Annotated in this window: 15 protein-coding genes, 1 rRNA gene and 1 other annotated feature; of the genes, 4 read left to right on the forward strand and 12 right to left on the reverse strand. The window is 44.3% G+C overall.

Annotation, left to right across the window (positions count from 1 at the left end; genetic code table 11):
* The 5 genes from ABVF09_RS12520 to ABVF09_RS12540 all read right to left on the reverse strand — a co-directional run.
* A 16S ribosomal RNA gene (locus tag ABVF09_RS12520) occupies positions 1-226 on the reverse strand; the annotation flags it as partial.
* Between the two features lie 304 nt (positions 227-530).
* The gene (locus tag ABVF09_RS12525; protein WP_026772404.1) at positions 531-839 is read right to left on the reverse strand and encodes a rhodanese-like domain-containing protein; all 309 of its coding nucleotides are present in this window, start codon (positions 837-839) and stop codon (positions 531-533) included.
* Positions 840-1,093: 254 nt separating this feature from the next.
* The gene (gene leuS, locus ABVF09_RS12530) at positions 1,094-3,511 is read right to left on the reverse strand and encodes a leucine--tRNA ligase (RefSeq protein WP_371069344.1); all 2,418 of its coding nucleotides are present in this window, start codon (positions 3,509-3,511) and stop codon (positions 1,094-1,096) included.
* Between the two features lie 85 nt (positions 3,512-3,596).
* Positions 3,597-3,807 (reverse strand) — a binding site (T-box leader).
* A 77-nt stretch (positions 3,808-3,884) separates the two neighbouring features.
* Complete coding sequence (locus tag ABVF09_RS12535; RefSeq protein ID WP_153465223.1) at positions 3,885-5,534, reverse strand: methyl-accepting chemotaxis protein; 1,650 nt, start codon at positions 5,532-5,534, stop codon at positions 3,885-3,887.
* A gap of 15 nt (positions 5,535-5,549) precedes the next feature.
* Positions 5,550-6,512, reverse strand: coding sequence for a BMP family lipoprotein (locus ABVF09_RS12540; protein ID WP_153465225.1), 963 nt, complete (start codon positions 6,510-6,512; stop codon positions 5,550-5,552).
* Between the two features lie 49 nt (positions 6,513-6,561).
* On the opposite strand from ABVF09_RS12540, the gene ABVF09_RS12545 reads away from it, so the two are divergent.
* Positions 6,562-6,843, forward strand: coding sequence for a hypothetical protein (locus ABVF09_RS12545; protein WP_371069345.1), 282 nt, complete (start codon positions 6,562-6,564; stop codon positions 6,841-6,843).
* Between the two features lie 315 nt (positions 6,844-7,158).
* Here the strand turns inward: ABVF09_RS12545 and ABVF09_RS12550 are convergent, their stop codons facing one another.
* Positions 7,159-7,437 carry a DUF2524 family protein gene (locus ABVF09_RS12550; protein WP_026569641.1) on the reverse strand — a complete coding sequence of 93 codons (279 nt, stop codon included), beginning with the start codon at positions 7,435-7,437 and terminating at the stop codon, positions 7,159-7,161.
* A 134-nt stretch (positions 7,438-7,571) separates the two neighbouring features.
* On the opposite strand from ABVF09_RS12550, the gene mnmM reads away from it, so the two are divergent.
* Positions 7,572-8,138 (forward strand): tRNA 5-(aminomethyl)-2-thiouridylate-methyltransferase MnmM, encoded by a 567-nt coding sequence (gene mnmM, locus ABVF09_RS12555; RefSeq protein WP_337189845.1) that lies wholly within the window; start codon positions 7,572-7,574, stop codon positions 8,136-8,138.
* Between the two features lie 39 nt (positions 8,139-8,177).
* Here the strand turns inward: mnmM and ABVF09_RS12560 are convergent, their stop codons facing one another.
* Positions 8,178-9,242 (reverse strand): tetraprenyl-beta-curcumene synthase family protein, encoded by a 1,065-nt coding sequence (locus ABVF09_RS12560; protein WP_026569639.1) that lies wholly within the window; start codon positions 9,240-9,242, stop codon positions 8,178-8,180.
* Between the two features lie 116 nt (positions 9,243-9,358).
* Between ABVF09_RS12560 and ABVF09_RS12565 the strand changes: the two genes are divergently transcribed.
* The gene (locus tag ABVF09_RS12565) at positions 9,359-9,874 is read left to right on the forward strand and encodes a gamma carbonic anhydrase (protein WP_371069346.1); all 516 of its coding nucleotides are present in this window, start codon (positions 9,359-9,361) and stop codon (positions 9,872-9,874) included.
* Between the two features lie 75 nt (positions 9,875-9,949).
* Positions 9,950-10,843 (forward strand): C39 family peptidase, encoded by an 894-nt coding sequence (locus tag ABVF09_RS12570; protein WP_371069347.1) that lies wholly within the window; start codon positions 9,950-9,952, stop codon positions 10,841-10,843.
* On the opposite strand, the gene asnB is transcribed toward ABVF09_RS12570, so the two are convergent.
* The 5 genes from asnB to metK form a co-directional block, all read right to left on the reverse strand.
* Entirely contained in the window at positions 10,833-12,737 is a 1,905-nt protein-coding gene (gene asnB, locus ABVF09_RS12575) for an asparagine synthase (glutamine-hydrolyzing) (RefSeq protein WP_371069348.1), read from the reverse strand. The two genes, ABVF09_RS12570 and asnB, sit on opposite strands and share 11 nt — an antisense overlap.
* A 173-nt stretch (positions 12,738-12,910) precedes the next feature.
* Positions 12,911-13,180: a hypothetical protein gene (locus tag ABVF09_RS12580; protein WP_026772396.1), complete on the reverse strand. Its 270-nt coding sequence runs from the start codon at positions 13,178-13,180 to the stop codon at positions 12,911-12,913.
* Between the two features lie 165 nt (positions 13,181-13,345).
* A complete protein-coding gene (locus ABVF09_RS12585; RefSeq protein ID WP_371069349.1) occupies positions 13,346-14,233 on the reverse strand; it encodes an LCP family glycopolymer transferase in 888 nt (295 codons plus the stop codon).
* Positions 14,217-14,750 carry a sigma-70 family RNA polymerase sigma factor gene (locus ABVF09_RS12590; RefSeq protein ID WP_026569635.1) on the reverse strand — a complete coding sequence of 178 codons (534 nt, stop codon included), beginning with the start codon at positions 14,748-14,750 and terminating at the stop codon, positions 14,217-14,219. The genes ABVF09_RS12585 and ABVF09_RS12590 overlap by 17 nt, the downstream gene beginning before the upstream one ends.
* Positions 14,751-14,996: 246 nt before the next feature.
* Positions 14,997-16,196 (reverse strand): methionine adenosyltransferase, encoded by a 1,200-nt coding sequence (gene metK, locus ABVF09_RS12595; protein ID WP_026569634.1) that lies wholly within the window; start codon positions 16,194-16,196, stop codon positions 14,997-14,999.
* Between the last annotated feature and the right edge of the window lie 83 nt (positions 16,197-16,279).

Here is a 16,279-nt window from a genome sequence, read left to right on the forward strand (position 1 = left end):
GCCTTTCAACCTTTCTCCATGCGGAGAAAGGTATTACCCGGTATTAGCCCCGGTTTCCCGGAGTTATCCCGATCTCACAGGCAGGTTGCCCACGTGTTACTCACCCGTCCGCCGCTCGTTCCACAGGTTTCACCCCGAAGGGATCCGCCTGATTCCCGCGCTCGACTTGCATGTATTAGGCACGCCGCCAGCGTTCGTCCTGAGCCAAGATCAAACTCTCCATAAAAAGATGAGCTTGCTTGCTCGTTCAAAAAACTAGCTTGTATATCTTGCTTGACATACTGGTTGTTTTGTTCAGTTTTCAAAGATCAAAGCCGCATCAGCGACAGTAATTAAATTTTATCATCATTGTCACTTGATGTCAATTCCAATTTTTAGGATGTTTTGTCAGTTGATAAGTTCAACGCGACAGCAATAAATATATTACTATGTGTAGCTGAAAAAATCAAGAGGATTTTAAAATCTTCGCTGTTTTATAGGATGGGAAGTTCAGATATCTGCCTATACCCCACTTCCCACCATTTAAAACGTTAAAAAATCAATTCTCCATTCCACTTCATCATTCCACCTGCAAGGTTATGAACGTTAAAACCTTCATCTTTCATAAACAATGCAGCATTCATACTCCTCACCCCCGAATGGCAAATCACTATATATTCTGTTTGCTTGTCCAGCGATTCTATCGCTTCCGGTATCTCGCGCAGAGGGATATGCACAGCCCCTTCGATCATTCCAGTAGCGACTTCTTCTTCTTCTCTTACATCTATCAAGGATACTTTTGTATCTTGTTCCAACATTTCCTGCAATTCTGCTGCAGTTATTTCCTTTATGGGTTCCATCATTTGATTCTCCTTTTCTTTAAAACCTGAATTTTAAATCAGTCACCAGCTATATTATAAAAGGATAGACTTCAAGAGACAACAAGGAGGGCGGGATAAGAAAAACATTTAACATCGAAAGTAAAATACAATGGATAGTATGAAAAAACTGTGTTGGACCCTGCTGATCGCGCTACCCGATTACAAAAACCGAACGACTTAGAATAACCGTTCGGTTTCTGTTTGGCTATGCTTTTATGCCGATTTTCACCTTTTTAATTAGCCACAATATTAACCAGTTTACCTGGCACGGCAATGACTTTGCGGACTGTTTTGCCTTCAAGCCAGTCTTGGATACTCTCTAGTTCCAACGCCTGTTTCTCCAAATCATCTTTTGAAGCGTCTTTAGAAACCATCATTTTGGCGCGGACTTTACCCATTACCTGTATTGCTACTTCGACTTCATCTTCTACAAGCTTCGCTTCGTCAAAAGCAGGCCAACTTTGGTATGCAAGTGTTTCATTGTGCCCAAGTGCCTCCCAGATTTCTTCCGCCAAATGTGGCGCTACAGGGGAAAGAAGCTTTACAAACCCTTCCGCGAAAAGTTGAGGGATTTCTTTTGCTTTGTATGCTTCGTTAATAAACACCATCATTTGGGAAATCCCTGTATTGAAACGTAGAGCCTCAAAGTTTTCCGTCACTTTTTTGACCGTTTCATGATAGGCCTTTTCTAGGGACGTATTGCTTGAGTCCGCGACGATTTTTGCAGCAGGCTTTCCATCCTCTGTCACAAACAAACGCCAGACTCGGTCCAGGAAGCGTCTTGCTCCGTCCAGTCCATTCGTGCTCCAGGCTACTGCTGCATCCAGCGGTCCCATGAACATTTCATAAAGTCTGAGTGTATCTGCTCCATGAGAAGCAACAATTTCATCAGGATTTACGACATTGCCCTTGGATTTACTCATTTTCTCATTGTTTTCTCCGAGAATCATTCCCTGGTTATATAGTTTCTGGAATGGTTCTTTTGTTGGAACCACTCCGATATCATACAAGAATTTATGCCAGAAGCGAGCATAAAGCAGATGAAGAACAGCATGTTCCGCTCCGCCGATATACGTGTCTGCCGGAAGCCATTTTTCCAATCTCCGATAATCCGCAAGTGCATCTGGATTATGAGGATCGATGTAGCGCAAGAAATACCAACAGCTTCCCGCCCATTGCGGCATCGTATTCGTTTCACGCCGGCCCTTTTTGCCGGACTTCGGATCGACTACAGTGACCCAATCTTCTATATTGGCCAGTGGAGACTCGCCGGTTCCTGATGGCTTTATTTCCTTTGTTTTTGGAAGTTCAAGCGGCAGATCCTCTTCCTTTACTGCAGACATGGTTCCGTCTTCCCAATGGATAATCGGGATAGGTTCCCCCCAGTAACGCTGACGGCTGAACAGCCAGTCACGAAGGCGGTAGGTTACCTTGCGCTCCCCTTTTCCATTGGTTTCCAGCCATTCAATTGCTTTAACGATGGCTTCCTGCGTATCCAATCCGTCAAGAAATGCAGAATTGATGTGAGGACCACTTCCTGTATATGCTTCTTTTTCCGTATCGCCGCCTTCGACCACCGGGACGATCGGAAGTTCGAATTTGACAGCGAACTCATGGTCCCTTTCATCATGAGCAGGAACTGCCATGATGGCACCTGAACCATAACTCATCAGTACATAATCGGCAACCCATATCGGTAACTTTTCTCCATTGATCGGATTCACCGCAAACGCACCAGTGAAAACCCCGGTCTTTTCCTTCGCAAGATCTGTACGCTCTAAATCGCTTTTCGCCTGGATTTCCTTGATATAATTGGCGACTTTTTGTTTTTGCTCATGGGAGACAATTTTGTCAACCAACGGATGTTCCGGTGCCATGACTGCATAAGTGGCACCGAACAATGTATCAGGACGAGTCGTGAACACAGTGAATGAATCTTCCATACCTTCGATTCCGAAATAAACCTCTGCTCCTTCAGAACGGCCGATCCAGTTTCGCTGCATATCTTTGATGCTTTCAGGCCAGTCAAGCTCCTCCAGATCCTCCAATAACCGATCGGCATAGGCTGTTATTTTCAGCATCCATTGCTTCATGGGTCTCCGCTCGACCGGATGGCCGCCACGCTCGCTTTTTCCATCGATCACCTCTTCATTGGCCAAAACGGTACCAAGCGCGGGACACCAATTAACAGGTACTTCATCTATATAAGCAAGTCCTTTTTCATATAGCTTCAGAAAAATCCATTGTGTCCATTTATAGTAATTAGGATCAGTAGTGTTGATTTCCCGATCCCAATCATATGAAAAACCGAGCTCCTGGATTTGCCTGCGGAAGGTTTCTATATTTTGGCGAGTGAATTCTTCCGGATCATTCCCTGTATCCAATGCATATTGCTCAGCCGGTAGACCGAAGGCATCCCAACCCATGGGATGCAATACTTCATAGCCTTGCATTCGTTTCATCCTTGCAATGATGTCGGTTGCTGTATAACCTTCCGGATGACCAACATGCAAGCCTGCACCGGATGGATAAGGGAACATGTCGAGGACATAATACTTATCCTTGTTTGTATCACTGTCTGATTTAAATGTCTTGTTGTCCAACCAATAATTTCGCCATTTTTCTTCTATTCTTCGATGATCAAATGACATGGGTCATTCCTCCTTCAATTGATTCGACCTGCCCCCCAAGCCGCAAAAAACTGCAAAAAAGCTATAAAAAAATCCCTCCATCCCATAATGGGACGAGAGATTAATCCCGCGGTACCACCCAACTTAGCGCAATAAGCGCCCGCTTGAAGCCTTAACGCGGCCGACGGCAAAAGCTACTGGCAGATTCACTTCTGCGACATCAAAGGCGAGTTCATAATGTCCGGGAACAGCTTGCACCGGCCGCTGTCTCTCTGACACCCGGAAACATTATTACTACTCCTTATCCAAGTCGTTCATTTGTTAATGTAACCGTATTGTAAAGAAACCCCAGGTATTTGTCAAGGTTTGTGACAAGACGGGCATACAAGTCCGTTTAACGTTGGAATGTATCGACTGTTTCGTTCAATTCATCTGTCAGTTTTCTCAACTTCGCAACTTGCTCTACCATATGATTGAAAGCTGTCAATTGTTCTTGTGTAGAAGCGGAAATTTGTTCATTTCCAGCAGCTGACTGTTCCACAACTGCACTGATGCTTTCCACATTTTCCAGCACTTTTTGCCCAGTTTCTTTCGAGCGTTGAATGCCATCCAGCAAAATCGATAACTCTTCGCTGAAACCTTCCACCTTCTGTTCGATATTGGCAAAAGCGGAAGTTGTTTTATCCATGGAAGCCTGCTCCTCCTGTACGATACCGGCTCCTCTTTCTGCTGAAATGGTAATATCGCTGATTCCTTCTTCGATTAACTTTACCATTTCAAAAATATGCCCCGTTGCAGTCGAAGAGTCTTCCGCAAGCTTGCGCACCTCCTCTGCAACAACTGCGAAGCCCTTCCCGGCTTCCCCTGCCCGTGCCGCCTCTATGGCAGCATTCAATGCAAGCAAATTCGTTTGGTCGGCAATCTCGGCAACCGATTTAGCCATGTTGTTGATTTCTCCTGTATAGTTGGCAAAAGTCTCAGCTGCTTGTCTTATTTCCTTCGATGTCTTGGCATTTTCCACTACTAGTTGTTGTTGAGATTGAATTGCTTTTTGTCCGATTACGACTGCTTCCCCGGCAGCATTTCCGAATGTAACGGCTTGTTGCGTGTGTTCCACATTTTCTGAAAAGTCATGATCCATTTGTTCAATCAAGGTCACGGCATCCTGCAAATCTTCCGAAATGGACTGGGTACCTGCGGATAGCTCATCGGTGGATACAGCAACTTGTTTACTCACTTCAGTCAGAGACTTATTCTCTTCATCGATTACAGCTGCAAAGTTTTCAACATCTTTGCTCACCCCGTCAATGGAGGAAATCAAGTCGCGCAGCTGTCCCGTCATTTTACTGAACGAAACATTCAACGCTCCCAGTTCGTCTTGCTTATTGTAATCCAGTGGGCGGACTGCCAAATTCCCAGTCGCTATCTTTCCGGCATTATCGGCAAGCCTACGCAGGGTAGTCGAAATAGAATTCGTCACTTTCAGGGTAGAGAAAGAAGCAAGAATCAGCAGTACGATACAACCGATCAAGGAAGAAACGATCGTAAACCGGATTTGGTTTTTCAACTGCTGTTGTATATCCTGGTAATTCCTTTCAGCCGATTGGCTAAGCATGTAGATATCGTTCAGTATGCCATCTGTCCGGATCGATTGACGCTTTGCTTCACCGAGGTCCTTTTCCTCAAGGGAAGCAGCAACTCCCTCCTTCCATTCGGCGAATTTCGTTTCTGCCTTTGTCAGATAACCTAGGCTCGATTGGTCGGTTACTGACGCTTTTAATTCTTCAAGCAATGCCTGACTTGCTTCCATTTGCCTAGTCGATTCCTGTTTTAAGGCATCGGTTCCTGAAAAAGAAAAATTGCTCAAGCTTTGCTTTGTCCCATTCATTTCTGATTGAAATTTTTCAATGTTCAACAGGATGGAAACTTGGTCGGATGATGATGATTGAATGTGCAACATATTATAAATAATAAATCCTACGATTAAACAAGCTAGCAATAAAATTCCGAGTGAGTTGAGTAAAAGTTTTTTCTTAATCGTCATGATATCCCCCTAGCATTATTGCATTAATTCCTGCTTTGCATCTTCCAACAACTCATTTTCTTTCTGGGTCAGGTTAACAATCCGAACAGGAGCCAATCCCACACCTTTTTCTTCTAACCCGAGGTCCAATTGTCCCTGCTTAATTTCATTATTTTCCACTAATTGGGAAGCAAGTTCATAAACCGCGGCATCAATATTCTTCATGACAGAAGTAATCACCGCTTTTTCGGCATGGAAATATTGATCCGAGTCCACGCCAATTGCATATATCCCCAGATTCTGGGCCTCCTTTAAGGCGCCCGTTCCTGTAAACCCGGCGGCTGCGAAAATGACATCTGCATCTTTGTCTGCCATTTCGCCTGCAAGTTTTGCTCCCAGCTGGTCGTTACCAAAGTCACCGGCATACTCTACCAACACATTGATGTCGCTGGAAACCGATCTTGCCCCTTCTCTGTATGCATGCATAAACTGGTTGATCGTATCGTTGTTTTCCCCTCCAATAAACCCGATTGTATTACTATCGGAAGTCAAGGCCGCCAGAACCCCTGCCAGATAACTACCCTGGTCAGCTTTAAAAGTGACCGAGGTTACATTCTCTAATCCTGAAACGGCGTCGATTAATACAAATTGCTGGTCTGGGTTTTCTTCTGCGACTTTTTCCAATTCCTCTTGCACCATGTACCCGAGCCCGATAATAATATCATTATCCTCTGCGATCAGCTCGTTCAAGCCTGGTTCATAACTGCCTGATTCATCTAACTCCCTGTAATCGAACACAATGCCAAGCTCATCTCTGGCTTTGATCAACCCGGTGAATGCAGAGTCACTGAACGATTGGTCGCCAAGACCGACATCCGAGAGCATAATCCCGACTTTCAATGGTTCTTCCTCTCCTTCGGCAGTTTCCTGTTGACTGCATCCGGCGACAAAAAGAACCGATATCAGAGCAAATAAAGCAACTAATGCGATTTTTTTCATTTGTGTAAAAACTCCCCTTTAAAAATAGTCCCAAAGGTAATATCGGGAATTGAGTGAATATGTGAAGGATGCCTTCCCGGATTTCACTTTTAAAAATAAATTCAAAATATTTTTTCTATTTATCACACAGATGGAAAAGCGCAAGCGCCTATTTAAAGGTGTACAGGCTAAAGCCGCCACGTCCTGTAGCAACGCCTGCATGACCCATATCGTGTGGGCCTCCGACAAGCTTAAGAACAGCCTCGGCGTGGCGCTTTTGCCACACAGAGGGTGGGGCTCAAGACTTCGAGGGGTAGGCGCTGGAGCTGGACGTGGCTGTTTCGGCCAATAATTATCCACAGACAGTTACTTTTTAATTTCCCATACAATAAAAAAGAGTGATTTTCATTGTTGGATACAAGAAAATCACTCTTTTCAGCTTGACCATTGTTGATTTCACGATGAGCGATCGGTGATGCCTGCGGGGACAGCGCGAGTAGAAGATCCACTTAATCAAGTGTCCCTCTTGACCAAGTCGACTGAGGCCGGACCCGCTGCCCAGCAGCCACCGCCAAGCGATTCGCGGAGTCAAAAACTAACGTTGACAGCAGATTCGATTAACAGGGGCATTTCAGTGTCCCAGTATGAACTGTGGCGGTATTCTTGATTATTCACCAGCTAAATCGTTTTGATCCAGTATCATATCATTCAAGCATTGGCTGGCCTTCAAATGCAGCCGGTGCAGTTGTTCACGTTGCTGAGCGTTGGAGCTGTCCATTAATTTGGCGATTTCCGCTTCCATTTGGGTCAACTTTGCCTGCGCTTCAGAATAATCGGCATCGACTGAATAGCCATTTCGATTGGTGATATCGAGCTGTTCTTCTGCATTTGATATACAGTCATTTGTTCTGGCAATTAGATCATCGATTGATTGTCTGGTAGCCAATTTCATCACCCCTTTATAAGGTGTGCATTCTTGGCTATTTTCATACTCTTGCTATAGCTGTGCTATTTTCCCCAACAGGAGGTTATGATAAAATATGGACTGCTTCCACTTCAAAAGAAGGGAAAGAGGAAATCGTGAAAAAGGTTATACCATTTGCACATGACTTATTAAGAGAAACCGTAAAACCCGGAGAGATAGTGGTTGATGCCACTTGCGGCAATGGACACGATACAGCATTCTTGAGTAAGCTTGTCGGCGACAAGGGTACCGTTTACGCTCTGGATATCCAACAGCAAGCAATTGACCGGACAAGGCTGTTACTTGAACAACAAAGAATTTTCAATGTCCGCCTCTTGTTGGCTGATCATCAATATGTGAAAACTTACATACCAGCGACATCTCATGGGCAAATTGGCGGGGCGATATTCAATTTAGGCTATCTGCCCGGAAGCGACAAACAGACGATTACGACCCCGGAGAGCACAATAGGGGCAATTCGAGCTTTAGCCGATATCATGAAACCCGGTGGTTTAATCGCTATCGTCGTCTATTATGGTCATCAAGGCGGCCAACTGGAGAAACAGGAACTGCTCGATCATCTTGCCGGTTTGGATCAAAAGGAGTTTTCTGTCCTGCAGTACGCATTTATCAATCAGCAAAACAATCCGCCGTTTCTGCTTGCTCTTCAAAAAAAGGGATAAACAAAGCACAAGGCCGATTGTTCTGCCTTGTGCTTTTTCTCATCGTTTGAAGCGATTGTACACTTTCACGTTCAGATGGAAAAAAGCCGACCTGATCCCCCCGGCCCGCAAAAGCTTCCTGGTCACTTCCCTTCCTCCGGACAAGTGGGCAACTTTAGGGTCTGCCAAATAGAGTCCGACAAGTCCGTTATGTACCATTTCATGAAATTGACGGTCTGGCAGCCGTTGTACATTTTTGTTTGTTTGTTCAATGAAAAATAGGAGACGCCGCTTCATTTCTTCCGGTGTCTTATAGTAGTTGCAAAAATTCAAGTCGCCTTCTTCAAGGTCCTCCTGCTGATCGATATAATAATCCAGCAATATATGCAACCCCTGCATGAAAGGAAAATAACTTTCAAACAATTCATCGGCAAGCGACTGAGACATTCTGCCACCCATCGTGTAGGAAACAAGGCAAAAAATACCGAGTGTGGAACCGCTGCATGCTGAAAATTCATACCAGCTTAAGTAAGGCCATTTTTCCCTGTACTCCTCGAACCATTCTTCCAATCGCGGAATTCGTTCTTCTTCCTTCACATGCTTATGTACCTGGAGATCGGCATAAAGTCCCTCAAGCTGTTGAATATGAGTACTTATCAACGGATAACCGCTCAGATTGCGCAGGCAGTTTTGACAGGTCCTTACCAAGTCTGATAAGTACTCTCCATCATTCTGTTCATCTCGGTAAAAATAATAAGGTTTTATTGATTCAGCCGGTTTCAATGCGTCTTGCATCGATTGATGAAGCATCCGGAAATCTCTTGGATCAAGCGAGGTGCTCCGATCACATAAGTTGTCGAGGTAATCACTGATTGTTTGATAAGCAACGATAAAACGGACGGCTTCTCGCCAATATGGACCGGCCAAAATACTATAAACAGCCCCGCCTTGACAGTGGAACTTTTTGTCTCTTATGCTGTCTTGTGCTTGTTTACGCAATTCGTGATCCGGAATCTCGTTTGCTCTGTTTTTCCAGAAAGACAACTCACGATCGACCTGCGGGAATATTCTTGTGTACACATTTTTCATTAAAATTGGCGAAGTTCGCGGGATGCTGTATGGCAAAGTTTCTCCCTCTTTCTGTTTCTTTAAAACATTTTTGTCATCTGAATTTGGTTTAAATGGCCGCTTGCATTTATGATACTATTATCTATATCACCATAATTTACAGGGGGATTCAAATGATTTACGAATATAAAGGGAAAAAACCTGTCATTCATGACTCCGCTTTTATAGCCGAAGATGCTGTCATCACTGGAGAAGTGACCATTGAAGCATTTGCGAGCATCTGGTTCAAAACAGTTATCAGAGGCGACGTCGCTCCCGTCCATATCGGAAAACAGGCAAATGTCCAGGATCTCAGCCTGTTACACCAAAGCCCCGGTCTTCCACTTGTCATCGAAGACGGTGTTACGATCGGCCATCAGGTGACGTTGCATTCAGCCAAAATCAGGGAAGCAGCCTTGATTGGAATGGGTTCCATCATACTTGACGACGCAGAAGTTGGAGAGCACGCCTTCATCGGTGCGGGAAGCCTTATCCCTCCCGGCAAAGTTATACCGCCAAACACTCTGGCTTTCGGACGGCCTGCCAAAGTGGTCCGCGAACTGACCGAAGAGGATTTCAAAGAAATGGGCAGAATCAGACAATCTTATGTGGAAAAAGGGCAGTATTATAAAAATCAGCAGGAAAAATAACGTCAAATTGTCAAAATTGCTTCCTGTTTATTTTGTCGAAATGCGTTATTCTATAAACAGGAGGTGCAGTGTACCGTGCTATTATTTATCGGGTTTTTTGCATTCCTGATGACACTCATGCTCACATATTTTCATCGAAAAGCGAAAAAAACAACTTGGCGGCTTTTTTATAAATCCAACGCATTACTGTTTGCGCTTTGCACTGTTACAGTTTCACTGATCATTCTTTATCATAATCGGACGGCCTGGCAGCCGGCAGCGACAGAATGGATAAAAGAACAGGCCAATCCAGTACGGGCCCTGGCAGATGAGCTTCCTACAGCCGAATTGGAGCCTGTTTTCCCCTTGATAGAACAATTTCAACTTCCCGAGTCTGTTCAATTGGATGCACCTCTGATTATGCAATACCCGGAACTGCCACGCGGTTGCGAGGTGACCAGCCTGGCCATGCTTCTCCAATATAATGGAGTAGAAGTATCCAAATTGAAACTAGCTGATCAAGTTGAAAAAGATCCCACTCCATTTCATAAAAATGAAAAGGAAATGTTCTTCGGCAATCCTTCCAAGGGTTTTGTCGGTGACATGTATTCTCTGGACAAGCCCGGGTTCGGGGTTTATCACCAGCCCATCGCACGACTTGCAGAAAGATACCTGGGTGACCGGGTTCACGATTTCAGCGGCGGACACTTTTACGAAATTTTCAACTATCTCCATAACCGCCAACCGGTTTGGGTCATCACCAATACAACCTTTAAAAAACTGCCAGAAAAAGAATTTCAAACTTGGAATACGGAACAGGGAAGTATCAAGATAACGATGAAGGAGCATTCCGTCTTGGTAACCGGATATGATGAAACGTACATTTATTTCAATGATCCACTTGCCAAAAAACAAAGAAAAGCACCCATCAATGACTTCAAAGAAGCGTGGGTGCAAATGGGAAAGCAAGCAATTACGGTTAAACCGTAAGCTTGCTTTTTGTTTGGTCTTCTTCTTGCAATTCCTCGAAAGAATACTTTCTTTCCACATAAATTTGGTGCCACAACATGAACATCAATACCGTCCATATTTTTCTGCTATAATCGCCTTTGCCCTGGCAGTGCTCCTCGAGAAGGTTCTCAATGTACCCTTTATGAAGCAAGTGATCTGTTTCACTTTCGGCAATCAGGTTTTTTGCCCAATCATAGAGCTCATCCTTCAGCCAGTGACGAATCGGTACTGGGAACCCAAGTTTCTTTCGATCAAGGACATGATCAGGCACGATGCCTCTTGATGCTTCGCGCAAAATACTTTTAGTTGTCCCGTTAGCGATTTTTAAGTCGACGGGAATTTCACTTGCGATACGGAACACTTCTTTATCCAGGAATGGCACACGCAATTCAAGAGAGTGGGCCATGGTCATTTTATCTGCTTTCAATAAAATATCCCCGCGAAGCCACGTATGAATGTCGATATATTGCATTTGATTCACCGGATGTTCACCTGCTACGTTGGCATAAAGCGGTTTGGTGATTTGCTGGTAATACAAATCAGGATGATAGGCTTTCAACAGCTGTTTTTTCTCCTCATCCTCGAACATTTTTGCGTTGCCGATATACCGATCCTTCAGTGGCGTGGTTCCTCGTTCCAAGAAGCTCTTGCCCCTGACACCTTCAGGAAGCACGGCCGCCACTTTGGAAAGCAATCCTTTGGCAGGTGACGGAATCGACTCGAACAATTTCAACGATTCCGGCTCGCGGTAAATATTATATCCACCGAACAATTCATCAGAACCTTCACCGGAAAGCACAACGGTTACATGCTTACTGGCTTCTCTTCCGACAAAATACAACGGTACACATGCCGGATCTGCCAGCGGATCATCCATATGCCACATAATCTTCGGCAGTTTTTGCACATATTCTTCCGGCGTGATCGTGTACGAGATGTTTTCGACATTCAGTTTTTCCGCAGTTTCTTTCGCTACATCCACTTCGGAATAGCCATCTCTTTCAAATCCTACCGAAAAGGTTTTGATATCGGGGTTGAACTCCCTGGCCATTGCTACAATCAATGAAGAGTCAATCCCGCCGGATAAGAATGAACCGACCGGGACATCACTGCGCATATGAACATTGACAGAATCATACATAACATCCTGGATACGTTTGATCCATTCGTTTTTTTCCATTAAAACCGGCGCGAATTTGGCATGCCAATAGCGTGTGAATTCAATCGGTTCGCCTGGCTTTTTGACAAAGAAATGGCCCGGTTCCACCTTTCCGATGCCCTTGGTCAATGTCAGTGGTTCTGGAGCGAACTGAAAGCTTAAATAGTGCTGCAGGGCTGCAGTATCAACTTGCTCACTTTCCATCATCATGGTAATGCTTTTTTTCTCGGACGCGAAGTATGTACCCTCGTCCATTTCGCTGTAAAAGAGCGGCTTGATCCCGAAAGGATCTCTAACCCCATACAGTACTTGCGTCTGCTTATCCCAAATCAACACAGAAAACATTCCTCTTAGTTGTTCAAAAGCGGCGGTTCCGTGCTCTTTGAACATAGCAATGATAACTTCCGTATCAGATTCGGTGGTAAACGTGTATCCTTTTTCGATCAATCGGTCGCGCAGCTCGATATAATTGTAAATCTCTCCATTGAAAATCATCCAATAATGGTCGTCATCATAATTGAACGGCTGCTGACCGCTTTCTATGTCGATTATGCTTAATCTTCTAAAGCCAAGTGAAATATATTCATCATAGAAATACCCTTCGTCATCGGGCCCTCTATGGGAAATAATGTTATTTTGCTTTTGAAAGGTATTTTTGTTGTCTTGTTCTGGTGCTTGAGGTTGGTTGCGGATCATTCCGATAAAACCACACATAATCTTGCCTCTCTTTCTATATGTTTACATCTTGTTAATTATAGCACAATCCAAATTTCAATACTAACCGAAAAAGGGGCGGAAAGTGCAATATCACAAAAAACCTGCCAAAAGACCCGGCAGGCTTCCTAAATATTTTTTCGGAAACCTGGACGGGTTTTCGGCAGTTTCTCCTACCAAAAAAGGAAAGGAAGCAAGGTAAGTGCCGCTATGGAGGCGAATGCTACTCCATATGCAGCTCCGTAGCCCCATCCCCAGCCCGGTCCATATAAAAACAAGCCCGGACCGCCGGGACCAGGATCTCCGACTCTTTCTTCGATCGGGCGGATAAACACACGGTCCCTGTGCACTCTATCGATGATTCCCCGATGCACAGTGCCATCATGACAGGTAATCTTGACCGCTTCCCCAATATTTCTGTTGCACGTTTCAAAATGGCTCAAAGAATAACCTCCTTTGCCTGGCATCTAGAACTTTCCATGAGTTCTTCATACGCCGGTTACAGCCATTATATGAAACCATCCCCCCAGCCCAATCGGGCGGTTGGACCAGAATTGCTGCGGATTTTGATTTTCAAAACCATTTGCCCTTCTGTGTTTATTGGGTTTTCATTCTCGGTATCCGACATGCTGTTTGAGTTTGTTAGCTGTAGATTCCAACAGGTCTTGATTGATTTTTACATAGTAAATTCCATTAATGAATGTTTCCTCCGTACCCTTTTCCATATCCATGACCTCGACGGATGCAGCATTACTCCCATCCACTTGGAAATGGTTAAGAATGTTGTCGGGTATATCCGTTTCACTCACTTCTAATATCTTGTTTATTTGTGAACCGGATAATCGCTCTTCCAGTAAATCTCTCATTTTATATAGCTGGACTGGACCATTCTTGCGGTCGTCTTCCTTTATTCCCAACATCCCGTATATTTCTTCTTCGGAAAAAATGGAATAGTAATCAATGGGCATATCGAAAAGTGTAGAGACTGTTGCCAAAACAGCTTCTGGGGAGGAATGATAAGCATAAGCATGCATTAATTTGTCTTTCTGGGTCATTTCTCCTGCAGGATCACTTATATCCACATAAGCATCACTTGGGATGGGCACTAACTTTACACTTTTATCGATGCTATTATAGGTCAGCAAAATATGAATCGAAGTTCTACCACTATTGTCCTCAACCGCTTCCTTTCCGATCAGTAACGCGGAAAATGATGTGTTTTTCTGCTCAGAGGCCTGATTCGAACTCGGTACCTTTGTTTCATTGGTTTGATAAAATTCAGGTAAAAGGAAACCGATCATTATGAGCACTACCATCAAAGTGCCCAATATGGGGCCGACATACCGTTTACCAATACGGCGCAAGGTAGTGCTCCTTTGATGATAGGGGGCAGGGCTCCGCTGGATTCTTTTAAACGTTTCCAACCTGTCTTTTTTAGTGAACGTCAAATCCTGATTGTCTTCATACCTTGATATTCGCTTAGTGAATTTCCCCATACACCTCAGCCTCCTCAAGTAAATTTTTCAGTCTCTGTTTCCCTCTTCTCAGTCTCGTTTTAACGGTGTTCAAATTCAAACCAGTGACTTCCGCTATTTCCGTGATGGCCAAGTCTTTGTAATAATATAAATAAATAACTTCCCTGTAGCTTGCGGGTAAAGAAAACATAATATTTTTCATTTCTTCAGATTCCGATTTTTTTATGACCTCCTTTTCTGTCAAGGAGGAAATAGATTTGATCGCATTTACAAAAGCGCTTTTCGTTTGGACTTTTCGGTAATGCCAGCTTCTTAAATAATCTTTGCACTGGTTGACCGTGATTCGGTATAACCATGTTTTCATCGAAGAATCGCACCGAAAGCCATCTAAGTTTTCATAACATTTAATGAAAGAATTCTGAACCATGTCTTTTGCGGTTTCCCTGTCTTTCACGTAGTTGAATGCCAATCTGACTAAATCACTTCCATGTTTTATCATCATTTCTTCCAAGATAGCTTCTTTTTCGTCTTTTTCCATGACTCCCCTCTTTTCCACCTTTCTCAAGTAGCTCCATCTATAGACGAAAGCCGAAATTTATTTGTTTCAGATTCCAGTAACTTTTTTGAAACACTCAAATGTTATACGGAGGAAGGTATGTTTCAGGGCGCTTTATTACAGGGACCGGTAAAATACCACAAAAGAAGAAAAACCGAACGAGTTCGAAGGTCGTCCTTCGAATCATCGTTCGGTTTTCAGGGGGTCACGGTTTTCCCCCGGCCGCTCTTATTGATTTAAAATTTTCTTCAAGCTGTCGACCTTATCGGTCTGTTCCCAGGGGAACATGACGTCAGTTCTGCCGAAGTGTCCATAGGCAGCTGTGTTTTGGTAAATAGGACGTTTAAGATCAAGCATCTTGATGATACCGGCAGGGCGAAGGTCGAACAATCCCCTTACAGATTTCACCAATTCATCTTCCGTCACTTTTCCCGTGCCGAAAGTGTTGATCGATATAGATACCGGTTCTGCAACACCGATTGCGTATGCAAGCTGCACTTCACAGGATTCGGCCAGTTCCGCTGCTACGATGTTTTTCGCTACATAGCGCGCAGCATATGCAGCCGAGCGGTCCACTTTTGTGGCATCTTTTCCGCTGAATGCTCCGCCTCCGTGACGGGCATAGCCCCCGTAAGTATCTACAATGATTTTTCTGCCGGTCAAGCCGGCATCTCCTTGTGGACCACCGATTACAAATCTTCCGGTAGGATTGATGAAGTATTTTGTCTTATCGTCCAGTAACGCTTCTGGCACAATCGGCTTAATGACGAATTCTTTAATGTCCTGTTGAATTTGCTTGAGCTCGATTTCCGGATGATGCTGAGTGGAAACGACAATGGTATCCACTCTTACCGGTTTGTCATTTTCATCATACTCGACCGTCACCTGGGTTTTTCCGTCCGGACGCAAGTATGGCAGGATGTTTTCTTTTCTCACATCGGACAAACGTTTACTGATTTTATGGGCAAGTGAAATGGGAAGCGGCATAAGCTCTGGTGTTTCATTGTTTGCATATCCGAACATGAGGCCCTGGTCACCAGCACCGATTGCTTCGATTTCTTCATCGTAGCTTGTATCCTCGCGTGCTTCCAATGCCTGGTCAACCCCCCCTGCAATATCTGGGGACTGTTCATCAATTGCAGTAAGGACAGCACAGGTCTCTGCATCAAAGCCATATTTTGCTCTTGTGTACCCAATATTTTTCACTGTCTTGCGAACAATGCTTGGAATATCCACGTAAGTACTGGTAGTGATTTCCCCCGAAACTAAAACAAGTCCCGTCGTAACGGTTGTCTCGCATGCCACACGAGCATCGGGATCACTTGCTAAAATTTCATCTAAAATGGCATCAGAAATCTGATCACATATTTTATCCGGGTGTCCTTCTGTAACCGATTCTGAGGTGAATAATCGACGATTTGCAGTCATTCTGCTAAATCCTCCTTCATTTCATCAAATAATACGGAACCGCTCTTTCCTAGGTATGTTATTACAAATTCATTCAGCAGGTG

The organism is Sediminibacillus sp. JSM 1682029, assembly GCF_041366435.1.
Taxonomy (GTDB): Bacteria; Bacillota; Bacilli; order Bacillales; family Amphibacillaceae; genus Sediminibacillus; species Sediminibacillus terrae.